Genomic DNA, 25,866 nt, shown 5'->3' on the forward strand with positions numbered 1-25,866 from the left:
TACATTTTTAATGATTTTAAGTTCAGAACAATTAAAGTGTTTTTTTTATATCATAATTCGCTAAATCGATTTAGCAATCAACTATTAACCAATTGGAGGCTATAAAACTCCTCCTTAACTAATTTAAAACCATACTTAGTATGAAAAAACTTAAACTCTGCAGGCTTCTTTTATTAAAAAAGCCTTACAAACAATTAAAAACCAGTTATTTGTTACTGGTATTAGTGTTTGCTACATGTAATATGTATGCAAATATTAATTTGTTGCCCGCTTTAGGAGATGGCGTTTCTGAAAATGTTTTTCAGGAGGTTATTATTACGGGTACAATTACCGACAAGAACGGAGCGCCACTACCAGGTGCTAACGTATTAGCCAAAGGAACTTCGGTTGGTGTGGTGTCCAATTTTGATGGAGACTACACAATAAAGGTGCCCGACGGTGTAACAGCCTTGGTAGTTTCTTTTATTGGTTTTGCGGAACAAGAAATAAACATTGATGGAAGAACAGAAATCAATATAACATTATTGGAATCTGCTGAAGGATTAAATGAAGTTGTCGTAACCGCTTTAGGGATTAAAAGGTCTAAAAGATCTTTGGCCTATTCCATTACAAAAATTGATGGTGATGATTTTACCGAAAATAGAGAAACCAACGTTGCTTATGGTTTAGCCGGTAAGGTAGCTGGTGTAAATGTAACAAAACCGGCATCGGGACCTGGTGGAACTGCACGTGTTTTAATTCGTGGTAACTCCTCATTAACAGGTAATAACCAACCATTATATGTTATTGATGGGATTCCTATTGATAATACCAATAGAGGTTCTGCCGGCGAATGGGGCGGATCTGATGGTGGTGATGGTATTGGTAATATCAATCCGGATGATATCGAAACCATGTCTGTGTTAAAAGGTAATTCTGCAGCAGCACTTTATGGATCTCAAGCATCCAATGGTGTTATTTTGATAACAACTAAAAAAGGTAAAACCAATCAGGGGCTTCAAGTAGAGGTTAATTCGAACTATGTTTTTGAAGAAGCGATTAATCATTTAGACCCTCAAACGGAATATGGCTCTGGGCTTTTAGGCCAGAAACCAGCAACACAGGCGGAGGCTTGGGATGCCGGCGAATTTTCGTGGGGAGCCAAATTAGATGGATCGAGTGTAATTCAATTTGATGGGGTAAGCAGACCGTATTCCTATTCAGGAAACAATTTTGATAAATTCTACAAAACCGGAAGCACATTTACAAATACCATTGCATTAAGTGGTGGTTCAGATAATATAGGTTATAGATTTTCTGCTTCTAATATGGAAAACGAAAGTATTATGCCCAATTCCGGGTTGAAAAGACAAACCTTAAGTGTTAATATGCATGGTAAAGCATTGAATGATAAATTATCATTTCAAACCAGTGCACAATACATTTTACAGGATGTAAGAAACAGACCTCAGTTAGCGGATTCCCCATGGAATGCGCACTATACCGTTTGGCAATTACCAGTTACAACAAACATTCTTGATTTAAGAGGAGATCCTAACAGGTTGGGAGCCAATGCCGAAGATGCAACTCATTTATATGGTTCTACCATGGGACAAAAAGGCTATGAGTTGTTGCCAACTAGCTCCATTTGGATGCAAAATCCTTATTGGGCAGCATATCAACAAACAAATAATATTTCCAAGAATCGTTTAATTGCAAGTTCTTCTTTTCAGTATGAAGTTAATGAGTGGGTGTATGTTAAAGCTAGAGGAGGAATTGATCAATCTGATCGTTTAACTGAAGATGTTTTTCCAACGGGAACCGGACATAATTTAAATGGCGGAATGAATCAAGGTCAATACAAATACAAACAAACAAATTTTGACATCATGGTAGGTTCAAATCATGAATTCGATAATGGTATTGCCTATGATTTCTTAGCAGGTGCTAATAAAATGAGATTGCAAGAAGATGGAACTTACGCTTACGGTAATAACTTTGCCTTACCATTTTTCTACTCTATAGCAAATGGAATTAATAACGGAGGTAGTAGCTCTTTTGCAAAATTAGGATCACATTCTGTTTACGGTCAAGCCGAAATTTCATATAATAATTGGCTGTTTTTAACAGGTTCAGCTAGAAATGATTGGTTCTCTGTATTGGATGGGAGAGATATTTTTTACCCATCGGTTGGATTAAGTGCTGTTTTATCAGATGTTCTTAATCTACCTGAAATATTCGATTATGCCAAAGTGAGAACTTCTTGGGCTCAAGTAGGTGGGGTAGGAGACATTAGTGCATATTCTTTAAATCAGAACTATGGTTTAGGAAGAGCACAATTGGGTATTCCTCGTGGCGCTTTAAGTGGTAGCTCTGTAAGAAATGCAAACCTTAACCCGCTACTTGTAACAGAGTTGGAATTAGGTTTTAACGTTCAGCTTTTAAACAATAGGTTAGGGGTAGATTTTTCATACTACGACAAAAAAACCGAGGACGATATTCTAAATGCTGGAATTTCTTATACTTCTGGATATAATTCAACGGTAGTAAATATTGGTGAACTTTCTAATAAAGGAGTTGAGCTTTTACTAACAGGAACACCTGTTGTAACAGAAAACTTTAAGTGGGATGTTTCATTTAACATGAGCTATAATAAAAGTAAAGTGATTAGTTTGGTTGACCCTGAAAATGACGATGAGCGATTTAATATAGGGTTAAGTAGAGCCAGACATGCTTGGGTAACACATATTGAAGGCAAGCCTTTCGGGCAAATTACGGGAAGCCAATACCTCAGGGATTCTAATGGCGAAATAGCATTGGATGCCAACGGATTGCCGCAAGTAGATACTGATGCCGGTACGGTTGCTTTTGGTACGGGTGTACATCCATTTAATGCCGGTTTACAAAACAGTTTTAAATATAAAGATTGGCGTTTAAGTTTCTTAATCGATATGCGAGATGGAGCAGTAGGGCATAGTGGAACCAATCAGCAATTATACCGAAGAGGGGTACATAAAAACACCTTGGTTGGTCGTGAAACAGGCCTTGGCGGAAACCCAGCAAGTGAAATTAGAAATTATTACACTAAAATTTTCAACGATATTGCAGAAGAATTTATTTACGATGCAGGATTTGTAAAATTAAGAGAACTATCGATTGGCTATAATGTGCCTTCAAAATTCTTGGATAAAACCTTTATACGTAAGGCAAGTATTTCGGCAGTAGGACGAAACCTTTGGTTAATTCACTCAAACGTTGATAATATTGACCCGGAATCCAGCTATAACGCCAGCAATGCACAAGGATTGGATTTCTTCGCGATGCCACAGTCAACCACGTTTGGATTTAATGTGAATCTTACTTTTTAGTAATAAAAAAAATAAATATATAGTATTATGAAAATAAATAAAATTAGCATAAAAATTGCATATTTTTTCGTGGCAATTATGGCTTTTTCTATCACATCATGTGCAGACGAATTAGCGGAATTGAATGAAAATCCTAATGCAATTGAAGACCTGCCATATGGACTTCAACTCACAGAAGTACAATTAGATGCTCCCGGTGGGCGATACGAAATGCGTAGAGTCGCTCTAGGTTGGGGGTTATCATCCATTCAGCAACTAGCCGATGTTAACATCGCTACAAGTTTATTGCCAGGAGATAAATACATAGACTTTATTGATTATAGCTATGCTTTGTACGATAGATATTTTTTACAGGAATGTAAAGAAGTTGTCGATTTTGTAGCGCGTACAGCCGAAGATCCGGAAGCTGTAAACTACAACGCTATGGGACGTATTTTAAAGGTAATGTCTTTTCATAAGGTAACAGATATGTATGGCGACATTCCGTATTCTGAAGCAGGCCAAGGCTTTTTAAGCAATAATTGGTTTCCAGCTTACGATAGACAACAAGACATTTACCTAGACATGCTTAGTGAATTGGAGGCTGCTGCGGCACAATTAAGTGGTTCAGCCGAAAATCCGGGTTCACAAGATGTTATGTATGGTGGTGATATTACGCAATGGAGAAAATTAGCCTATTCAATGATGTTAAGATTAGGGCTTAGGTTATCAAAAGTAGACCCAGCCGCTTCGGAAGCATGGGTTAAAAAAGCGATTACAGGTGGTGTTATGACTAGCGTAAATGATGTGGCCAAAGTAGAGCACGAAATAGGAGGAGTTACAAGTCCTATTGGAGACTCGTTTGAAGCCGATAAATTTATGAGATTGAGCGATACCTTTGTCAGCTGGATGGAAGACCGTAACGATCCTAGATTGGATATACTATCTTGGGTAGAATCTGGCGGACCGCACCAAGGTTTACCAAACGGATTAGATCCTACCACACTGGCATCATCTGGACCAGCGGGAGGAGATCTTTTGGATTATTCGCAAGTCAATCCAGCGTTAGTGCTACAGGATTCACCTTCAATGTTTATAACCTATGCCGAAGTAGAATTTATGCTAGCCGAGGCGGCTGTTCGCGGATGGCACACAGGAGATGCCGAGACCCATTATAACAACGGTGTTCGCGCCGCTATGGCAAACTGGGGCTTTTATGGTGTAGCAGCACCTAGCACTGGTGATGTAGATGCGTATTTAGCAGCCAATCCATATGATGCAGGAAATGCTTTGGAAGTGATAGGTGAACAGTTTTGGGCTGCAACATTCTTAAATCCATGGGAAGGCTTTTCAAACTGGAGACGTACTGGATATCCTGTATTAACGCCAGTAAACTATCCTGGAAATGCTACAGGTGGAACTATTGCTAGACGAATGAAATATCCTATTGTTGAGTTTAGTGTAAATGGAGATAATGTAAATGCAGCCATTGCAAATCAAGGTCCAAATGAATATACTACCAGAATTTGGTGGGATAAAAATTAAATAATTTGGACCATAAAAATAAATCGCCTTTTTTCATACTTAAAGACCGATTTAGTTAGTTTTTTAGAGTTAGTTTAAAAAAGGTAGACCTTACCAATAGATCTGCCTTTTTTTTTAGAATTTTTTATGCTGAACAAATTAATTATTTACTAACTAGCTTTTTGAATAAATTGCCTTATGTTGTAGATTTATCAAACCGTATAAAATAATTATAGCTTGTATAAATGAATGTTATATTTAAAAATAAAACAGCCTATTTGATCGCGCTAATTGCGTTTACCAATACTATTTTAAATTCTCAGAATTTTAATGGTGATATTAAAAATAATACGCTTTTTGAATTAAAGGAATCATCGAGTACAGGGATATCTTTTAATAATGTAATTGAAGATACTCCAGAGGCAAATGTGTTGATCTATGAAGCCTTTTATAACGGTGGCGGTGTTGCTATTGGCGATTTTAATAATGATGGGTTACCAGATATTTATTTTGCCGGAAATCAGGTTGAAGATAAGCTTTATTTAAACCTAGGCGATTTTAAGTTTAAAGACATTACCCAATCCGCAGGAATTTTAAATCGAGGCGGATGGTCAACAGGCGTAAGTATTGTTGATATTAATGGCGATGGCTTCAAAGATATTTATCTATGTAAAAGTTTATACGACGACAAACCGCATTTAAGAATAAACGAATTGTACATTAATAACGGCGATTTAACTTTTACCGAATCGGCCGCAACTTATCGCGTAAATGATCCTTGGAGAAGCATGCACGCCAATTTTTTTGATTATGACAAAGATGGCGATTTCGACTTGTTTTTAATCAACCAAGCTCCAAACCCTTCCATGTTATCCAATTTAAAAGGAAAAAACTGGTTAGACCCAAAATTGACTTATCGGTTTTTAAAGAACAACAATGGGGTTTTTGAAGAGGTTACCAAAAGCGCCGGATTGGAAAATGTGGGATATGGCCTTAGTGCCGTTACCGCAGATTTTAATAATGATGGTTGGCCAGATTTATATGTAGCTAATGATTATGAAGCCCCTGACTTTTTATACATTAATAATCAAGACGGTACTTTTACCAATAAAATTAACGAGTATTTAAGTCATATTTCGTTTTTTAGTATGGGCTCCGATGTTGGCGATATTAATAACGATGGGCTTTTAGACCTCGCTGTTGTTGATATGGTTGCAGAAGACAATTTTAGGATAAAATCAAATATGTCGGGAATGAATCCCCAAGAATTTTTGAATATCGTTAATTTAAACGGCCACTATCAATATATGTACAACACCATACAATTAAACAGAGGCTTAACCAAAACCAACGATTTGCTATTTAGCGATGTGGGTCAAATTATGGGCGCTTCAAGTACCGATTGGAGTTGGTCGCCAATATTTGCCGATTTTGATAACAATGGTTTTAAAGACCTTTTTGTTACAAACGGAATAAAACGCGATGTTAGAAATACCGATGCTTTAAAAAAGATAGATGAGTATTTAAATGAACTATCAGAAAAACATCCATCAAAAAACCTTGTAAATAATGTGCCGGAATTAAAAAAGGTAGTTTCAATTGAAAAAATGCTAGGGTTTTTCCCGGTACAAAAACTACCAAACTACACCTTTAAAAATAACGGTGATTTAAAATTTGAAAAAGCGGGGGAAACATGGGGTTTAAATCAAAACTCTTTTTCATCTGGTGCCGCTTATGGCGATTTGGATAACGATGGCGATTTAGATTTGGTGGTTAATAATGTAGATGATATGGCGTTTGTTTATGAAAATAATTCAAATAAAATATCAAATAACAATTACCTCAATATAAAATTTAAGGAGGACAATAAACACAAAAGTTTCTTTGGCACTCGGGCAACCGTTTATTACAATGGCAACCAACAAGTAAGCGAATTAACCAGCGCCAGAGGGTTTTATTCCAGTAGCGAAGATATCATTCATTTTGGTTTAGGGGCTGTTAAAAAACTAGATAGTCTGGTTATACAATGGTACAATGGTGGTCGGTCGGTTATTAATAAAGTGAAAACCAACCAAACACTTGTTTTGGACAGATCGGACTTAAAATCGTTTCCCGATTTAACCGTAAAAGCGCCCTCAAACACGATTTTTGAAGATGTAACCGAAGCCTTGGATATGAATCACACACATAAAGAAAATATTTTTGATGATTATGAAAGGGAAGTGCTCATGCCGCACAAAATGTCGGTTCTCGGGCCTAGTTTAGCGGTTGGCGATATAAATAATGACGGAAGAGAAGACTTTTTCGTTGGCGGTTCTGTGGGAGAAAATGGCAGTTTTTTTATCCAGAATGAATCAGGGAAGTTTACGCAATTAAACGATGAGTTCTATAAAAGTTACGTGTACCACGAAGATATGGGCGCATGTTTGTTTGATGCCGATTTAGATGGCGATTTAGACTTGTATGTTTCAAGTGGAGGTAACGAATACGATGCAGGTAACGGTTTGTATCAAGATCGATTATACCTTAATGATGGCTCGGGAAAATTTACATTAGCTAAGAATACTTTGCCTGAATTAAGAGCTAGTGGCGGAAAAGTAATTCGAGCCGATTACGATGGCGATGGCGATATCGACCTCTTTGTTTGCGGCAGGCAAGTTCCCGGTAGATACCCCGAACCGGCAGATAGTTATTTGCTTAAAAATAATTTAAAAGAAACAGGAACCTTAACTTTTGAAAAAATAGTCAATGATGAATTTCAAAAATTAGGCATGGTAACAGATGCTAATTGGACAGATTATGACAACGACAATGATTTGGATTTGATTTTAGTTGGCGAATGGATGCCCGTTACAATTTTTGAAAACAACAAGGGGCATTTTAAAAATATCAATACCAATTCCAATCTTTCAAACACTACCGGATGGTGGTACAGTATAGCATCGGCGGATATAGATAACGATGGCGATGACGATTATATTATTGGAAACCTGGGCTTAAATTATAAGTATAAAGCGAGCACTGAAGAGCCCTTTACCGTTAACTATGGCGATTTTGACCAAAACGGTAAAAACGATATTGTTTTGGGCTATTATAATTATGGCGAACACTATCCGTTAAGAGGGCGCTCGTGCTCAACCCAACAAATACCTGAGTTAAAAAAGAAATTTAAAAGCTATAACGAATTTGCAGGAGCAAGTTTAATTGATGTTTATAGTTCCGATTTGTTAAATCAATCCTTAGAATACAAAGCCAGTACATTCAGCAGTATTTGCTTGGAAAATTTGGGCAATGGAAAATTTAAAATCCATGAATTACCAAGAATGGCTCAATTGTCATCTATAAACGGAATTATTATTGACGATGTTGACAACGATGGAAAAAAAGATGTTATCATAGCCGGTAACATGTACGGATCAGAAGTTGAAACCCCTCGAAACGATGCAAGCGTAGGCTTGTTTTTAAAAGGAAATGGAGACTGTACGTTTAGCGAGGTTGCCATGCAAGAGAGTGGATTAAGTTTGCCTTATGATGTTAAAAAACTAAAAACCATTCATATAAATGGAAAAAAACACATGGTTGTAGGAATTAATGATGGCCCAATAAAAATAATTAAGTACGAGTAAATCCTATAAAATGCATAAAAGTCGTTTAATCATATTAACTGTTTGTTTTTCAATATTGATTTTTGCCGGTTTTAAAGGCAATTCTCAAGAGAGCGAGCCACTGTTCACCCTACTTTCAAGTGAACACACCCATATTGATTTTAACAACACCATTGAAGATGAAATTGAGCACAATATCTTAATTTATTCCAACTATTACGGTGGTGCCGGCGTTGGGGTTGGCGATTTTAACAACGATGGTTTACAGGATGTTTTTTTCGCCGGAAACTTAGTTGGCGATCGTTTATATTTGAATAAAGGGGAATTTCGGTTTGAAGACATAACGCAATCTTCGGGCATTTTGGATAATGGTGGTTGGTCTTCCGGCGTTATTATTGGTGATATCAATAATGATGGTTGGCAGGATATTTACGTAACTAGGGAATTATACGATGGCAACCCAGAAATCCGAAGAAATAAATTATATATAAATACCTCTAAAGATAATCCAAATGGTAAAATTACTTTTAAGGAATTATCAAAAGCCTACGGTTTGGATAATTCTGAAAGAACAAGACACGCCACTTTTTTAGACTATAATAAAGATGGTTATTTGGATGTGTTTTTGCTAAATCAACCTCCAAATCCTGGGAATTATTCAAACATGTATTACGTTGATCGTAAACAAGAACGATTTGCTCCAAGGCTTTATAAAAATAATGGTAATGAAACGTTTTCAGATGTAACCTCAAAAGCAGGACTCTTAAAATTGGGCAATGCAAATAGCATTTCGGTTTTTGATGCCAATAATGATGGTTGGCAAGATATTTACATAGCACACGATTTTAAAGCACCAGATGCGCTTTATTTAAACAATACGGACGGCACGTTTAAAAATGTTGCCGATGAATCGCTGCGTCATATTTCCTATTTCAGTATGGGCGTTGATGCTGCAGATATCAATAACGATGGCAACCTCGATGTCATGGTTTTAGATATGGTCGCAGAAGACAATTACCGCATTAAATCGAATATGAGTGGCATGAATCCACAGTCGTTTTGGAATATTGTAAATAGCGGAGGCCATTACCAATACATGTTTAATACGTTACAGCTCAATCAAGGGGTTTTTTCAAACACACCACAGTTTAGTGATGTGGCACAACTGGCAGGTGTATCGAGTACAGACTGGAGTTGGTCCAATGTCATGGCCGATTTTGATAACGATGGCTTTAAGGATATTTACGTAACCAATGGGCTGTTTCGAGATATTAGAAATACAGATTCAGATAAAGAAGTTGGAAAATACATTACCAAAGTAGCCGACGATTTTGTGAAAAACAATCCAACAGCGGGCGATGTTACCCTTTGGGAAATTTTAGATTTAGATGAAGCCCTTAGTCTGGTGCCTTCAGTAAAAATTTCAAATTATGCCTTTAAAAATAAGGATGGACTAACTTTCGAAAAAGTTTCGGAAGCCTGGGGATTGGACCAAAAAACATTTTCGGCAGGTTGCGCTTATGCCGATTTTGATAATGATGGCGATTTAGATTTAGTGGTCAATAATGTAAATGATTTGGCCTCTATTTATAAAAACAACAGTAATGAAAATCCCAACAATCATTTTTTACGGGTGGTGCTTACAAATACCGAATCTAATCAATCATTGCTCGGATCAAGGGTTGAAATTACGCAAGGCAACACAACACAACTTTATGAATTTACAAGCGTACGGGGTATGTATTCCTCAAGTGAACAAGTTGCTCATTTTGGGTTAAAAGATAACAGTAATATTAGCACTATCTCCATTACTTGGCCAAACCAACAACAAAGCGTTTTAAGTAATATTAAACCAAATCAGCTGTTAACTGTCGATTTTGGTTCATCTAAAAAAGTCAACCCAACAATACCGCAACCCAAACAGACCTTATTTACCGAAACCCATAATTTTAATCACGTTCATAAAGAAAATATTTTTGACGACTTTGATAAACAGGTTTTATTGCCTCATAAACAATCTCAATTTGGTCCAGCATTGACAACAGGCGACATTAATGGCGATGGATTGGAAGACGTATTCGTTGGTGCTGCAACGGGTTTTCCCGCTGCGATATATGTTCAAAATAAAAAAGGCTTCTTTAAAAAAGCCGTTCAAAATTCATTTTTAGAGGATGCTAAATTTGAAGATATTGATGCATTGTTTTTAGACATGGATGGCGATGGTGATTTAGATTTATATGTGGTAAGCGGCGGCAACGCATGGGAAGCCAATTCTATACACTACCAAGATCGTATTTATGTAAATAACGGAAAAGGAAAATTCACCGTTTCAAAAAAGGCACTGCCAAAATTTACTGAAAGTGGTGCTTGTGTGCGTCCTTTTGATTATGATAACGACGGCGATTTGGATTTATTTATAGGTGGGCGCCATAACCCATGGGATTATCCCGCGCCAACAAATAGCCGCATTTTAAAAAACGAAAACGGCATTTTCAAAGATGTTACTAAATCAATCGCTAAAGACCTTTTAAAAATTGGATTGGTTACAGATGCGGTTTGGATGGATTATAACAACGACGGTCTTACAGATATAATTTTAACCGGCGAATGGATGCCCATTACATTTATTAAAAACACTGGTGAATCATTTGTAAAGGACGCTAGCAATAATGGTTTATCAAACTCTGAAGGCTGGTGGTATAGCATTGAGGCAAGCGATATGGATAACGATGGTGACCTCGATCTGGTTGCTGGAAACTTAGGGTTAAACTATAAATATCAAGCAGCAATTGAAGCACCTTTTGAAGTCCATTATGACGATTTTGATGACAACGGAAATAAAGATATTGTATTGAGTTACTATAATTTTGGCGAACAATTTCCGCTAAGGGGCAGGTCGTGTTCTTCACAACAGGTTCCCAAAATCGCCAAGGAAATTAAAACCTATAATTTATTTGCATCATTGAATCTTAAAGATGTGTATGGCGAATCTAATCTGGCAACGGCCTTACATTATCAGGCTAAAACCTTTGCTAGTGCGTACATTGAAAATCAAGGCGATGGTAGTTTTAAGTCCACACCACTTCCCAACGAAGCCCAATTTTCTAACATCGATGATTTTATTTTAGAAGATTTTGATGAAGATGGTCATAAAGATATTTTATTCGTGGGTAATATGTATCCTGTAGAAATTGAAACCACCAGAAACGATGCCGGTGTTGGCCTTTATTTAAAAGGGGACGGAAAGGGTAATTTTAAAGCAGTAAATTCAAGTGAAAGCGGCTTTTTTGTACCTGAGGATGCCCAAAGTATGGCAAAAATTAAAGTGAAGAATGGTGAATTAATAATCGTAGCTGTGAACAATGATGTATTAAAGAGTTTCAAATTAAAAGCAAATTAAAAAATGAAAATAATCTCAACAAACCCTTCTCGAAATTACGAGCCTATTGGAGAGGTGCAGATGACCTCAAATATAGAGATTGAAGCTTTGGTTAAAAGCGCCCATAGAGCTCAAAAAAAATGGGAAAAGGTTAGCTTGTCTAAACGAATTTCGTATTTGAATGAATTGCTAAATCGATTTAGTTTAGAGCGTGATAAGTTGTCCCAACTGTCCAGTAAAGAAATGGGAATGCCTATTTCCCAAGCAAGGGGAGATATGGAAAATGGGATAAACTATTTTTCATGGTATCTCGAAAATGCATCAAAATACTTGAGTCCCGAAATAACTTATCAAAAAAACGGGGAGATAAACGAGGTGCATTATATGCCAATAGGTGTTGTGGCTTCAGTTATTTCATGGAATTTTCCTTTTTCTATTTTTGTGTGGCAGGTCATCCAAAACTTGATTGTTGGTAATGTGGTAATTTTTAAACATTCAGAAGAAACGCCGTTATTTGGAAAAGAAATAGAAAGAATTTTTAAAGAATCCAATATCCCCGAAGGTGTTTTTACAGAAGTTTTTGGGGGAAAAGAAACGGGTGAGTTTTTAATGCAACAAGATGTTGACATGATTACGTTTACCGGAAGTTCAAAAGTCGGTAAAAAACTGTATCAAATTGGAGCAGAAAAATTCATTCCCGTATTGATGGAATTAGGAGGTTCTGCTCCGGGAATTGTTTTTGAAGATGCCGATTTAGATAATATAATAGAAAGTTTATACATTAAACGTTTTTTAAATTGTGGCCAATGTTGCGATGGATTAAAACGACTGATTGTACATGAAAGCAGATGGGATGAAACTATCGAAAAACTATCCGAAATAATAGGAAATAAAAAGTTCGGACTGTCTGAAGATGAAGCTACCCAAATAGGGCCGCTGACATCAAAAACACAAGTTGATACCATTGAGAAACAAGTTAATGATGCGATAAATAAAGGTGCTAAGGCAATTATTGGCGGGAAGCGACCCAAGCATTTAAAAGGGGCGTTTTTTGAGCCTACCATTTTGGTTAATGTAACAAAGGATATGGCCGTTTGGAACGAGGAAGTTTTCGGACCTGTATTACCCGTAGTGTCCTTTAAAAATTATGACGAGGCTATAGGCTTGGCGAATGATACAAAATATGGTTTGGGCGGATATGTTTTTACTGAAGATAAAGAGCTCTTTAATCAAACTGTTTTTGATGTTAAAACGGGAATGTTGGCCCATAACAGTACAAGTTATGTAAAACCTTGTAACCCCTTTGGAGGCATAAAAGACTCTGGTATGAGTAGGGAAAACGGAAAATTTGGATTTCACGATGTTTGTCAAATCAAAATAATTTAAAGAGATGAATAAAAACAATTTTCACTAAAAATTAAATTTATGGACAAATTTGTACTCTCTAACCTAGACCTAGGTATAATCATCGGGTATTTTATATTTATAATGATATTGGGTTTTTTCATTGGTAAAAAACTAAAATCCGCCGATGATTATTTCCTAGCCGGAAGATCCATGATTTGGCCATTTATAGGTGTTTCCTTATTCGCATCAAATATTTCAAATGCTAACCTACTGGGATTAGCAGGGGAAGCCTACGAATCTGGAATTGCTGTTTTTAATTATGATTGGATAGCGGTAGTTGTACTCGTACTGTTTGCAATCTTTATTTTACCGATATACTTAAAATCCAAAATGTTCACTTTACCTGAATATTTGGAAAAGCGGTTTGACCAGCGTTCGCGACTTTACTTTTCAGCCTTAACTTTAGTTGGTAACATTGTTATAGAAGCGGCTGCGGTTTTATTTGCCGGCGCTTTAGTCGTGCAATTAGTATTTCCAGACATTCCCGTTTGGCAAATTGTAACCGTATTAGCTGTGGTTGCCGGTGCTTATACAATATCAGGTGGTTTGAGTGCGGTAATTTATACCGATGCAATTCAAGCCTTGTTACTCGTTATGGGGTCTGTAATTATAACGGTTATCGCTTATAATTCTATTGGTGGTGTCGACGGTATTCGTGAAGTAGCAACCACGGGAACATTAAATCTTATAAAACCAGCGGATGACAAAGCGTTGCCGTGGCCTGCACTTATAGTGAGTTTGCCTTTGCTCGGTTTTTATTATTGGACAACAAATCAATTCATCACCCAAAGAATACTGAGCGCAAAAAGTATAGATCATGGTCGGTGGGGTGTTTTATTCGCAGGTTTTTTAAAACTGATAACCTTGTTCATTATGATATTACCAGGCGTTATGGCAAGAAAACTTTATCCCAATCTCGAAAACGCAGATTTGGTATTGCCTACCATGATATTCGATTTATTACCACAAGGTATTATAGGTTTAGTTGTGGCAGGCATAATAGCGGCATTAATGTCGAGTTTAGATTCTACTTTAAATTCTGCATCTACATTAGTCACAATGGATTTTGTACATAAATTTAAACCCAATCTCAACACAAAACAGTTAATGAATGTTGGCCGGATAACCACGGTTTTATTTATGGTTTTCGCAGTGCTTTGGGCACCTCAGATAGCAAAATTCGATTCATTATTTAGGTATTTGCAAACCATGTTATCTTATATAACCCCACCAATTGCAGCTGTGTTTTTATTCGGGTTATTTTGGAAAAAAACGACCTCTAATGCAGCATTCAACTCTTTATTGATAGGAATGGCAACAGGAATAATCATATTTTTAAATAATGTCATTTTCGAAAGTATTGATATCCATTTCTTATATGTGGTTCCGGTATTATTTACGGCAACGAGTCTCTCTTTGATAATAATTAGCCTGTACTCCAAGGAAACCAAAAAAGATGTAGAGGCATTCATGTGGAGTAGGGAGATTTTTAACCAAGAAACAATCGAATTAAAAAATAAAAAATGGTACTTGAATTATAGAATCTTATCCATTATTCTTTTAATAATAACCGCAATTTTAGTGTACATATTTAGATAAAAAAACATAATAAGATGATAGAAAGCAATAACAATAAAACCAAAAACAAATTGAATATTAATAGTCTTATCTCTAAAATGACACTGGCAGAAAAAGTGTCTATTATCCATGCATCGCAAAAATTTGAATCGGGAGGCGTAGAACGCCTAGGTATAGATAATTTGGTGGTTTCCGATGGACCTCATGGAATTCGTCCAGAATTAATTCCAGATATAGTCGCTTTTGTTCAGGCGGGAAGAGACGACGATTTTTCAGTTTATTTACCAACCGAATTGGCTTTAGCTTCAACATGGAATATTGATTTCGCTTACGAGTTTGGTAAAACTTTAGGTACAGAAGCTAGGTATAGAAAAAAAGAAGTCTTGTTGGGCCCAGGCATAAATATTATCAGAACACCTCTTAACGGGCGGAATTTCGAATACTTGAGCGAGGATCCGTATTTAACAAAAACATTTGCCGTAAAATACATTATCGGTGTTCAGGACCAAGGTGTGGCGGCGTGTGCCAAACATTTGGTGGCCAACAACCAAGAATGGGAAAGGTTTACCATAAGCTCGGAAATGGATGAAAGAACACTGCAGGAAATATATTTACCAGCTTTTAAAGCTGCGGTTTTAGAGGGCGATGTAAAATCCATTATGGGCGCTTACAATAAATTTAGAGGGCAATATTGCTGCCATAATGATTATATATTAAATCATATTTTAAAAGAAAAATGGGGGTTCGAAGGCTTGGTGATGTCCGATTGGAATGGCACCCACGATACCATTGAGGCCGGTAATAACGGGCTCGACCTCGAAATGGGAACCGAACAAGAATGGGACAATTACTATATGGCAAACCCGTTAATTGAAGCTGTTAACAACAACCAAGTGCCCATGTCTAAAATAGACGATAAGGTAAAACGGGTTCTTAAAGTAATGGCTTTTGTTAGGGATTTTGATACCAGTGGTTTGGAAGCTTTGGATACAGACAAGCACGACCATTTTGCGTTAAAAGTTGCCAGAGAGTCTATTGTTTTACTTAAAAACGAAAATCAACTTTTACCGCTAAATCCTTTGAGATTGAAAAAAGTATTAGTGGTTGGTTCAAATGCTACCAGAAAACACGCTATAGAAGGCGGAAGCTCACAAGTTAAAGCACGATATGAAGTAACGCCGTTAGAAGGGATTCAAAATCATTTTAAAGATGTAGAAATTACATATTGCCAAGGCTACTCAGAAGATGAGGATGCAAATGCTGATGCGTTAAGGGAAGAAGCTGTAAACGCAGCAAAAAACGCCGATGCTGTTATTGTTGTTGGTGGACTTAACCATACGGGACATGACAGGGAATATATTGACAGAGTGGACATGAATTTGCCTTATGGTCAAGACGATTTAATCGAGGCCTTGGTCGATGCAAATCCAAACACGATAGTCTCTTTGGTTGCAGGAACACCAAATAATATGAGCTGTTGGATTGATAAAACCCCTGCGGTAATTCAGGCTTGGTACAACGGTATGGAAGGCGGTAACGCTTTAGCGGAAGTGCTTATTGGAAAAACAAACCCATCTGGTAAACTTACCATTACTTTCCCTAAAAGACTCACCGATTCTCCGGCGCATTCAAGTCCAAAATCATATCCAGGAGTTGATGGGAAAGTGTTTTATGATGAAGGAATTATGGTGGGTTACAGACATTACGATACGCATAAAATAAAACCCCAATTTTGTTTTGGCCACGGGTTGTCGTACACTTCTTTTTCGTACAGTAACCTGAGTGTCTCAAATTCAAAGTTAACAGATGATAAAGAAACCATTCAAGTTAAATTTAACGTGGAAAATTCGGGGAGCTTAACGGGGTCAGAAATTAGTCAATTATACATTGCTCCAAAAAACAGTTTGGTAAAAAAGGCGGCAAAAGAATTAAAAGGATTTTCGAAAGTGAAATTGAATCCCAATGAAAATCAAAATATAGAACTGACTTTAACCAAAATCGAATTTCAACATTTTGATGAGAATACAAACGAATGGGCTGTCGAGGCTGGGAGTTACGATATTTTAATAGGAAGCTCTTCCGAAAATATACATCTCGCCACAACGATTGACGTCGAATAATAAATTGGACAAATAGCAAGCGGCATTAACAACTAAATTTTTTTTTTGAGCTTTTATGGAACAAATATTTCAGCATTTAAAAAGTAAAATTAAAGGCGAGGTTTTAACCGATGCTGCATCATTAGGGATGTATTCAACAGATGCTAGTATTTATCAAATTAAACCGATAGCCATTGTACTGCCAAAAGATGCTGATGATGTTGGTATCGCTATAAACACTGCTTTTGCCAATAATATTGCCATTTTACCTAGAGGTGCTGGTACAAGTTTAGCGGGACAAACCGTTGGGAAATCTATGATATTGGATTTTTCAAAATATATGAATGCCATCATTGAAATTAACGAAACCGAAAAATGGGTTCGTGTGCAACCGGGCATGGCAAGAGACGATTTAAACGCTGTTTTGGCGCCTTTAGGTTTGCATTTTGCACCCGATCCCGCAACCAGTAGTAGAGCCAATGTTGGTGGTATGGTGGGAAATAATTCATCGGGTACCAAAAGTGTTTTGTTCGGAAAAACGGTAGACCACGTCTTGGAAGCCCATGTTATTCTAGCCGAAGGAACACCCTTGCATTTAAAGAATTATTCACCGGAAGAATATCAAAAAAAAGCAGCACAAAACAATCGTGAAGGCGAAATTTATAAAACATTCAAAAATTTAGTACTTCAAAATCAAGAAGAAATAAAAGCCCGTTTTCCAAAGGTTATGCGGCGCGTTGGCGGTTATAATTTAGACGAGTTTGTCTATACTGATAATTGGAACTTAAGCAAACTTATTTGCGGCAGTGAAGGAACGCTTGCCACAACGGTGGAACTAAAATTGAATCTCGTTGATCTTCCCAAACATAAATCCGTTTGTGTGGTGCATTTTGCTGAATTGCTGGAAGCTATTTCCGCTGTCGAATCGATGTTGGAATTCAATCCTTCCGCAGTAGAAATTTTAGATAAAACGGTGGTTGGGTTGAGCAGAGAAAATTTATTGACAAAACACCACTGTCATTTTATCGAAGGTAATCCGGCTGCAATTCTTATAGTTGAATTTTATGGAGATACCAAAGCGGATGTGATGGACAGGCCTCAAAAAATGATAGCCTATTTAAAAGAGAATAACTTTGGATATGCCTATCCTTTATTCCCGGAAGGAAAATCCTATGATGATGTTTGGGTAGTGCGTAAAAAAGGATTGGGTTTGATGCTCGGTTTAAAAGGAAACAAAAAACCTTTACCGTTTATTGAAGATGCTGGGATACCCTCAGAATCATTACCCGAATACATAGACCAAGTATTAAAGGTTTGCGAAAAACACCAAACCAAGGCTGCAATGTACGCCCATGCAAGCGTTGGTGTTATTCATGTAAGACCTATTTTAGATTTAAGATTGGCAGAAGATATTGAACGACTAAAAAACATTACCGAGGATACTTTTGAGTTGGTCATGAAATACAAAGGGTCGTGGAGCGGAGAGCACGGAGATGGATTGGTAAGAAGCGCCTATAATAAACGGTTTTTTGGCGATACACTTTACAATGTCTTTATGGATATTAAAAAGCTAATGGATCCTAAAAACTTAATGAATCCGGGAAAAATCATTGAAGCTCAAACCATTGAGAAGAATTTAAGATATGGGGTTAACTATAAAGATGAAAAGGTAAAAACCGAATACAATTATAAAGCCGAAGAAGGATTTGAAGCCGCAGTACATATGTGTTCTGGTGTTGGTGAATGCCGAAAGGTTTTGGGCGGAACAATGTGCCCTAGTTTTAAGGCTACCAGAGATGAAGAACATTCTACACGCGGGCGAGCCAATGCGTTGCGCTTAGCCATGTCAAACCAATTGGGGGCAAATGCACTTTCCGGTAAAAGATTGCATGAGGTGATGGATTTATGTTTGTCCTGTAAAGCTTGCAAGTCCGAATGCCCAAGCAATGTGGATATGGCTAAAATGAAGGGTGACGTATTGCAAATGTATTACGACCAAAATAGGATATCTTTTAGGGATAAATTGATACGCGACTCTTCCAAGGTGGCAAATAAAATTTCTGGAGCCACGTCGGGCATTGTAAACGCCATTCAAAAATCGAGTATATTTAAGTATATTTTAGAAAAAGCTGCGGGTTTTGATAAACGTAGAACCCTACCGGATTTTGCGAAAGAACCTTTTTATAAATGGTTTGCTAAAAATGCGTTTAAAACAAACAAAGGGAGCAAAAAAGTTGTTTTGTTTGCTGATACCTATTTAAATTATCACGAGCCACAAGTTGGAATTTCAGCACTCGAATTATTGAATTCCTGTGGTTATGAAGTTGTTTTAGCAAATGTGGGCTGTTGCCAACGTCCAAAAATTTCCCATGGATTTTTAAGAGATGCGAAACGTGAAGGTGCAAAAACCATTGAGGGATTAAAACCTTTTTTGGACCAAGGATTAAAAATTGTGGTGTGCGAACCAAGTTGTGCTTCGGCATTAAACGATGATTTGCCGGATTTAATTAGCAACCAAGAAACAGCAGAACAATTAAAAAATGGTGTTATGATGATTGATGTTTTCCTATCGGATGAATATAATAACGGCAGGTTGGATGTGGATTTTGAACCCGTATCAGAACAAATTGTAATTCACGGACATTGCCATCAAAAGGCCCTTTACGGCACAAGTGCCATGAAATCATTGTTAAAAAATTCTAAGAAAGACGTGTCGGAGATTCCATCCGGTTGTTGCGGAATGGCAGGGTCTTTTGGTTATGAAAAAGAGCATTACGACTTGTCGAAAAAGATTGGTGAAGACATTTTATTTCCCGCGGTTAATAAACTAAAAAAAGATTCAGAATTGGTGGCTTGCGGATTTAGTTGTCGCCATCAAATCGAACATTTTACAGAAGCAAAACCAAAACATTTTGTTGAGGTTATTCGAGCTATAAAAAAATAAGATTTTTAAAATATAAATTATCATGAGACAGATAAACGAGCTAAACACGAGTAACAGAATTTTAATGGGACCAGGCCCAAGCGATGTGCACCCAAGGGTATTAAAGGCGATGTCTACCCCATTGGTCGGCCATTTGGATCCGGAGTTTTTAGAAGTCATGGACGATATTAAACAAATGACACAGCAAACCCTAAAAACCAAAAACCCATTAACGTTTGTGGTTTCTGCACCCGGAAGTGCCGGTATGGAAACCTGTTTGGTAAACCTGTTGGAACCGGGCGATGAAGCTGTAATTTGTATCCATGGAGTTTTTGGAACTAGACTAGTAGATATTGCTGAGCGTTGTGGTGCTAAAGTGATAAAAGTAGAATCAGAATGGGGCAAACCAATAAATCCAAACGAAGTTAAGAAAGCCTTAGCAAGGTGTAAACCTAAGTTGCTTGCCATAGTTCATGCGGAAACATCAACCGGTGTTTTGCAACCGTTGGAAGAAATTAGTAAACTCACAAAGGAGTCGGGTGCTTTATTGGTTGTAGATGCGGTTACCTCATATTGTGGTGTCGATTTAAGGGTTGATGAATGGGGCATTGATGCTTTGTATTCGGGAAGCCAAAAGTGCTTAAGTGCGCCTCCGGGATTATCGCCAGTTACTTTCAGTCAAGCTGCTATTGATGTTTTGGATCATAGAAAAACAAAGGTTCAAAGTTGGTTTTTAGACCTCACTATGGTCAAGAATTATTGGGAAGGCGCCAAAAGGGCTTATCATCACACAGCTCCTGTTTCCGCGATGTTTGCCATGAGGGAATCGCTCAGGTTGGTATTGGAAGAAGGATTGGAAAATCGGTTTAAAAGACATCAACAAAACCATGAATTGTTAAGAGATGGATTAGAAAATTTAGGATTTGAGTTTTTGGTAGAAAAAGAATATAGATTGCCCATGTTAAACGCCGTTAAAATCCCTAAAGGATTAGACGAACTCGCCATAAGAAAACAATTATTAAACGAATATAATATTGAAGTTGGAGGAGGCTTAGGGCCATTTGCCGGAATAATTTGGCGCGTTGGATTAATGGGCGAGAGTGCCACTATAAATCATGTAAATATGCTATTGGGAGCTTTAAAAACCATAATCAAATAGAAGATTTCAACATGAAATATGTACTGTTTAATCCTATAAATCAAACCAAAAATCATTTATACCACAATAACTTTTTAAGAATGAATTCATTGATGGCATGAAATGAATATTATTAAAATAAAACTTTGAATCATGGTTAGAAAACAAATAAACATTTTCATATTTTTTTTAATGCTTTTCCAATTTGTAGCAGCACAGGAAAAGTATGAACCTAATTGGGAATCAATTGATACAAGACCGGTAGCTCCTTGGTTTGAAGATGCTAAATTTGGTATTTTTATTCATTGGGGACCTTATTCCGTTCCGGCTTGGAGCCCTAAAGGAACCTATGCCGAATGGTATCAATATTGGATGCAAAACAAAACCCTTTCGGGCAATGGCAAATTTACGGGAAAGGAAGTTTACAATCACCATGTAGAAACCTACGGAGCGGATTTTAGTTATTACGACTTCGGAAAAATGTTTACCGCCAAAAGCTATAATGCCGATAAATGGGCGAAACTTTTTGAAGACGCCGGTGCAAAATACATGATTATTACCTCAAAACACCACGATGGTTTTACATTGTGGCCTAGCGAAACAGCAAATAAATCATGGGGTTTTAATTGGAATGCCAAGGACCTTGGTGCAAAAAGGGATTTATTAAAAGAACTAGAACTTGCGGTTAAGAAAACAGATGTAAAGTTTGGAACCTATTATTCTTTTTTGGAGTGGTTCAATCCAATTTATATCAAAGACAAAGAGAAGTTTGCCGTAGAACACGCGAAACCCCAATTTCAAGAACTTGTCGAAAATTATAAACCAGATTTAATATGGTCAGATGGTGATTGGGGCATGAGTCCTGAGCAATGGCGTTCTCCCCAATTGTTAACATGGCTGTTCAATGAATCTTCAATCGGTGACTCGGTAGTTATTAATGATAGATGGGGAGATGGCACAAGATTTAACCATGCCGGTTATTATACGAGCGAATACGGTTCGGAATTGGATGGAAGCAAGCCTTGGGAAGAATGTAGAGGTCTTGGTTTTTCTTTCGGATATAACAAAAATGAAGATGCTTGGGATTACGCTTCCGAAAGAACATTAATTTATTTATTGTTAAATGTGGTAAGCCACGGAGGAAATTTATTGTTGGATATAGGCCCTGATGCAGACGGTAATATCCCACCAATTATGCAAGATAGGTTATTGGCCATGGGAGAATGGTTGAATGTAAATGGCGATGCTATCTACGGAACAAGAAAGTGGAAGCATGCCAGCCAATGGTCAGAAAAAGGTATAAAAAACTGGAAACCGGAAGGTGTTCATTACATGCCCAATAACGTAATTATAAAACAAACCATCGACCCCGAACCAGGATATGCGGTACGTGAAATATTCTTCACAAAGAAAGGCGAAGATGTTTTTGCCATTGTGCCCAAGTGGCCAAAAGACACGTTAGAGATTCGCGATATAAAAGTTTCCAAAAACACTGAAATTACTTTGGTGGGTACCGATATTAAGATCGATTTCGAACAAAAAGGAAAAGATATCATTTTAAATATTCCTTGTTTGTCGCCAGAAGAACTGCCATGTAAATATGCTTATGCGTTTAAAATATCACAGTAGATAAAAAATCAAACACATCATTAAACGCGATAAGTTTTCGAAATTCAAAAAAATAAAAATATTAAGTATGAATAATAAGCAATTTGCAGTTCAACTATTCATTTTCATATTCAGTTTGAGTATGTTAGGGCAAAGTAATTCAGATTTCGAATCAAAATTTACCGTTGCGCATTTAAAATCGGCACCCGTTAAACTCATTCCCTTTCCGCAAGAGTATAAATGGCAAGATGGATATTTGAATTTATCAGAAGTTACCATTGATTCAAAAGAAATAAGCAATCAAAACACTGTTGTATTATCAGAATTAAAATCAATATTAAGTGCGAACAATATAAAAGTATTGGCAAACGCTTCCGCCTTCATAACTTTCAAAAAGGATAAAAAAATTAAAGATGAAGGGTATAAATTAAAAGTTGCAAAAAAAGGGATATCCATCGCTTCATCATCAGAAAGCGGTCGTTTTTATGCTTTGCAAACTTTACGACAATTAATCGATAATGCCCAAGTGCCTTTCGTGGATATTTCAGATTGGCCTCAACATGCTTTTCGGGGCTATATGATTGATGTTGGAAGAAATTACCAAAGTATGGAGAGCCTAAAAAAGCAGCTGGATATTATGGCAGCGTATAAGTTAAACAAGTTTCATTGGCATTTAACCGACAGGCCAGCTTGGAGAATAGAAAGCAAATTATATCCTGAACTTACATATAGCAACAACCATAGACAGACCAGAGACCCGGGAATCTATTATACCTATGATGAAATACGAGAAATTTTTAAATATGCCAAAGACAGACACATTCAAGTAATTCCTGAAATTGATATGCCGGGGCATAGCGATTCCTTTGTAACATCTACCGGAGTTAAGATGGAATCTGAAAAAGGCATGGAAATTTTAGAAGGTGTTTTAAATGAATTTTTCACTGAAATCCCTCAAGAAGACTGCCCCATAATCCATATTGGCTCTGATGAAGTAAAAATCCCCAACCCCAAAGGATTTATAGCCGCCATGGTAAAAATCTGTAAAGATGCCAACCGAGAAGTTGTCGTATGGCATCCCGGATTAGAGGTTGATGATGATGTTATTCACCAAACTTGGATTGCGGAAGATGTTAAACCCGGTAATTTTAGGGAAATAGATTCATGGCATAATTATGTGAACGGTGCAGAGCCCATGATGCAAATCCAAAGGCTGTTTTTCAGACCTATCGGGTTTCCTTCAGTGAATAACGTTATTGGCGGCACGCTCTGTTTTTGGCCCGATGTAAATTTAAAACACGAATCGGAGGCCTTTGAGCAAAACCCGGTTTATTCTTCCATGTTAACTTACGCTTGGACAACCTGGACAGCTGATTTAGCAAAAGGATACCCGGAATATTACACCAAAATGCCATCAAAAGACACAAAGGCATTAGATTATTACAGTGCTTTTGAAGATATTATATTGTATCATAAAGAGAAATACTTTTCAAATGAGCCGTTTCCGTATTTCCGACAAAATGATAAAGAATGGCAACTTATAGGGCCTTTTAATGGCGATGATGGCGATGTGATATTAAAGGAAATGAAAGAGACTTATAATTATGGCGATACGATTTTATCTTGGAAAAATGCCATTGGAAATACCATTGTAATGAAGGAGCGTTGGATGCTGACTGGACACTTTGAAGATGCTAAAGTAGTACAAACGGTTTATGCCATGACTTATATACATTCGGATGAAAACCGTGAAATTGAAGCTATGATTGGATTTGAAACCGCTTTAAGAGCAAATAAAATATATTTAGGAGTTCCTAAAATTGGTTCTTGGGATCCCGCAGGAGGAAATATTTGGGTAAACAACAATCCGGTTGCTCCACCTTTATGGGAAAATGCAGGTTGGAAACCCTCTAAGCAAACAGGTTGGGGCTCAAAAGTAGATCAAGAAATTCCTTGGGAAGAACAAGACTTCTATTGGACCAGAACACCGACTAAAATACAATTAAATAAAGGTTGGAATACCGTTTTTGTGAAAATTCCCCGTGCTACTACCTATCAAAATTGGATGTTTACTTTTATTCCAACAGATATGAGTGGGTTACGATTTAGCCCTGATAAAAACTAGGATGCAAAAGAATAGTTGGCAGCCTAAAAACTTGCAAACTTTTCTTTCATGTTCAGTTAATAGATTTGTAGAATTCGATAAGCTTGCTAAACTTTTTATAAAGCTTAAGTTTTTTGCTCTCGTTAGTAAGTCCAATTTTACAGTAAGTTTACATCTTTTAAAATATATTCTTTAAGCTTTGGATCGTCAGTATTAAGATCGGTAACCATGGTGCCAATATCTTTTAGGCTACAAACATCATAATTATGCCTTACGTTTAATTTATTTGAGGTAGCTAAATAAACAATCCTGTCAGAGGCATCAATCATGGCCTTTTTTATTATAGAAACCTCGTAGCCTTCATCTGTTATACCTTGCTCAATATCTACACCGCTTACACCTATAAAACAGATGTTTGCTCTTATGTTAGAGAGATATTGGATAACATCAATGCCTGTTGTAACCATTGAGTTTCTATGAATTTTACCTCCAATAAATATAGTTTCTATTAATGGATGTTCGGTTAATTGCATGGCTATAGGCAGGCTATAGGTGTAAATGGTTGCTTTTATGTTTTTTGGAAATAATTTAGCAAGCATTAGGTTTGTGGTGCCTCCGCTCATAATAATAACCAAACCATCTTCCAATAAAGTAATGGCTTTTTGAGCTATAAGAATTTTGCTTTCTCGATTGTATATAACATCTTCATTATAATGATAAAGTTTTTGGATAGTTGAGATGGCACCACCATGTATTTTAGTTAATAATCCGCGCTCATCCAATTGTTTAATATCTCTTCGTATGGTATCTTCAGAAACGTTTAGTTTTTCAGATAAACTAATAGAACTCACTTTTCTGCTAATATTTACTTCATCAATTATTTTTTGTTGACGTTCTTTTTTTTTCATTTAAATCTGTTTTAAATATAACAAAAATGCGAAATTGTGTATTAATATAAGTGTTTTTTTGCGTGTTTATGCTTGTAAACTTGCATGTTTGAAAAACAAATAATGGGTTTCGGCATCGCTATTGCTAACTTTTGCTAATGTATAAAATTATGGGTACTTCTAAAATAATAATTTTATTAAACGCTTAAATTAAAGGTAATTGTTTTTCGTGTTATGGAACAGGATTAATGATTAAATATAGCGTTTACAAGTCTTTTTTAACATGAA

General features: G+C 36.8%; 12 protein-coding genes. 11 read left to right on the forward strand and 1 reads right to left on the reverse strand.

Translation table 11 applies throughout. The features are described from left to right. Positions 1 to 140: 140 nt before the first annotated feature. The 11 genes from RNZ47_RS12190 (at position 141) to RNZ47_RS12240 (ending at position 24,712) form a co-directional block, all read left to right on the forward strand. Entirely contained in the window at positions 141 to 3,347 is a 3,207-nt protein-coding gene (locus tag RNZ47_RS12190; protein ID WP_311940379.1) for a SusC/RagA family TonB-linked outer membrane protein, read from the forward strand. 27 nt (positions 3,348 to 3,374) lie between these two features. After that, on the forward strand, positions 3,375 to 4,871 hold the full coding sequence (locus tag RNZ47_RS12195; RefSeq protein WP_311940381.1) for a SusD/RagB family nutrient-binding outer membrane lipoprotein: 1,497 nt from the start codon (positions 3,375 to 3,377) through the stop codon (positions 4,869 to 4,871). A gap of 224 nt (positions 4,872 to 5,095) precedes the next feature. Beyond that, on the forward strand, positions 5,096 to 8,476 hold the full coding sequence (locus RNZ47_RS12200; protein WP_311940383.1) for a VCBS repeat-containing protein: 3,381 nt from the start codon (positions 5,096 to 5,098) through the stop codon (positions 8,474 to 8,476). A 10-nt stretch (positions 8,477 to 8,486) separates the two neighbouring features. Next, on the forward strand, positions 8,487 to 11,855 hold the full coding sequence (locus RNZ47_RS12205) for a CRTAC1 family protein (RefSeq protein WP_311940385.1): 3,369 nt from the start codon (positions 8,487 to 8,489) through the stop codon (positions 11,853 to 11,855). 3 nt (positions 11,856 to 11,858) lie between these two features. Then, positions 11,859 to 13,220: an aldehyde dehydrogenase family protein gene (locus RNZ47_RS12210; protein ID WP_311940386.1), complete on the forward strand. Its 1,362-nt coding sequence runs from the start codon at positions 11,859 to 11,861 to the stop codon at positions 13,218 to 13,220. 39 nt (positions 13,221 to 13,259) lie between these two features. After that, positions 13,260 to 14,840, forward strand: a complete 1,581-nt coding sequence (locus RNZ47_RS12215) for a sodium:solute symporter (protein ID WP_311940387.1) — start codon at positions 13,260 to 13,262, stop codon at positions 14,838 to 14,840. Positions 14,841 to 14,854: 14 nt separating this feature from the next. Further along, the gene (locus tag RNZ47_RS12220; RefSeq protein WP_311940389.1) at positions 14,855 to 16,939 is read left to right on the forward strand and encodes a beta-glucosidase family protein; all 2,085 of its coding nucleotides are present in this window, start codon (positions 14,855 to 14,857) and stop codon (positions 16,937 to 16,939) included. Positions 16,940 to 16,994: 55 nt separating this feature from the next. Next, the gene (locus RNZ47_RS12225; RefSeq protein ID WP_311940391.1) at positions 16,995 to 19,862 is read left to right on the forward strand and encodes an FAD-binding and (Fe-S)-binding domain-containing protein; all 2,868 of its coding nucleotides are present in this window, start codon (positions 16,995 to 16,997) and stop codon (positions 19,860 to 19,862) included. A gap of 22 nt (positions 19,863 to 19,884) precedes the next feature. Then, positions 19,885 to 21,000, forward strand: coding sequence for a pyridoxal-phosphate-dependent aminotransferase family protein (locus tag RNZ47_RS12230; RefSeq protein ID WP_311940393.1), 1,116 nt, complete (start codon positions 19,885 to 19,887; stop codon positions 20,998 to 21,000). A 171-nt stretch (positions 21,001 to 21,171) separates the two neighbouring features. Next, entirely contained in the window at positions 21,172 to 22,608 is a 1,437-nt protein-coding gene (locus RNZ47_RS12235) for an alpha-L-fucosidase (protein ID WP_311940395.1), read from the forward strand. 67 nt (positions 22,609 to 22,675) lie between these two features. After that, positions 22,676 to 24,712 (forward strand): family 20 glycosylhydrolase, encoded by a 2,037-nt coding sequence (locus RNZ47_RS12240; protein ID WP_311940396.1) that lies wholly within the window; start codon positions 22,676 to 22,678, stop codon positions 24,710 to 24,712. Between the two features lie 137 nt (positions 24,713 to 24,849). Here RNZ47_RS12240 and RNZ47_RS12245 read toward each other — a convergent pair whose 3' ends face one another. Further along, entirely contained in the window at positions 24,850 to 25,599 is a 750-nt protein-coding gene (locus tag RNZ47_RS12245; protein ID WP_311940397.1) for a DeoR/GlpR family DNA-binding transcription regulator, read from the reverse strand. Between the last annotated feature and the right edge of the window lie 267 nt (positions 25,600 to 25,866).

Origin of the sequence: Hwangdonia seohaensis, from assembly GCF_031932625.1 — a bacterium.
GTDB classification, from domain to species: domain Bacteria; phylum Bacteroidota; class Bacteroidia; order Flavobacteriales; family Flavobacteriaceae; genus Hwangdonia; species Hwangdonia seohaensis.

Coding starts and splice junctions, on each gene's coding strand:
- RNZ47_RS12220 (WP_311940389.1), top strand. CDS start 14,855: ATGATAGAAAGCAATAACAATAAAACCAAAAACAAATTGAATATTAAT.
- RNZ47_RS12200 (WP_311940383.1), top strand. CDS start 5,096: ATGAATGTTATATTTAAAAATAAAACAGCCTATTTGATCGCGCTAATT.
- RNZ47_RS12225 (WP_311940391.1), top strand. CDS start 16,995: ATGGAACAAATATTTCAGCATTTAAAAAGTAAAATTAAAGGCGAGGTT.
- RNZ47_RS12245 (WP_311940397.1), bottom strand. CDS start 25,599: ATGAAAAAAAAAGAACGTCAACAAAAAATAATTGATGAAGTAAATATT.
- RNZ47_RS12230 (WP_311940393.1), top strand. CDS start 19,885: ATGAGACAGATAAACGAGCTAAACACGAGTAACAGAATTTTAATGGGA.
- RNZ47_RS12190 (WP_311940379.1), top strand. CDS start 141: ATGAAAAAACTTAAACTCTGCAGGCTTCTTTTATTAAAAAAGCCTTAC.
- RNZ47_RS12240 (WP_311940396.1), top strand. CDS start 22,676: ATGAATAATAAGCAATTTGCAGTTCAACTATTCATTTTCATATTCAGT.
- RNZ47_RS12215 (WP_311940387.1), top strand. CDS start 13,260: ATGGACAAATTTGTACTCTCTAACCTAGACCTAGGTATAATCATCGGG.
- RNZ47_RS12210 (WP_311940386.1), top strand. CDS start 11,859: ATGAAAATAATCTCAACAAACCCTTCTCGAAATTACGAGCCTATTGGA.
- RNZ47_RS12195 (WP_311940381.1), top strand. CDS start 3,375: ATGAAAATAAATAAAATTAGCATAAAAATTGCATATTTTTTCGTGGCA.
- RNZ47_RS12235 (WP_311940395.1), top strand. CDS start 21,172: ATGCTTTTCCAATTTGTAGCAGCACAGGAAAAGTATGAACCTAATTGG.
- RNZ47_RS12205 (WP_311940385.1), top strand. CDS start 8,487: ATGCATAAAAGTCGTTTAATCATATTAACTGTTTGTTTTTCAATATTG.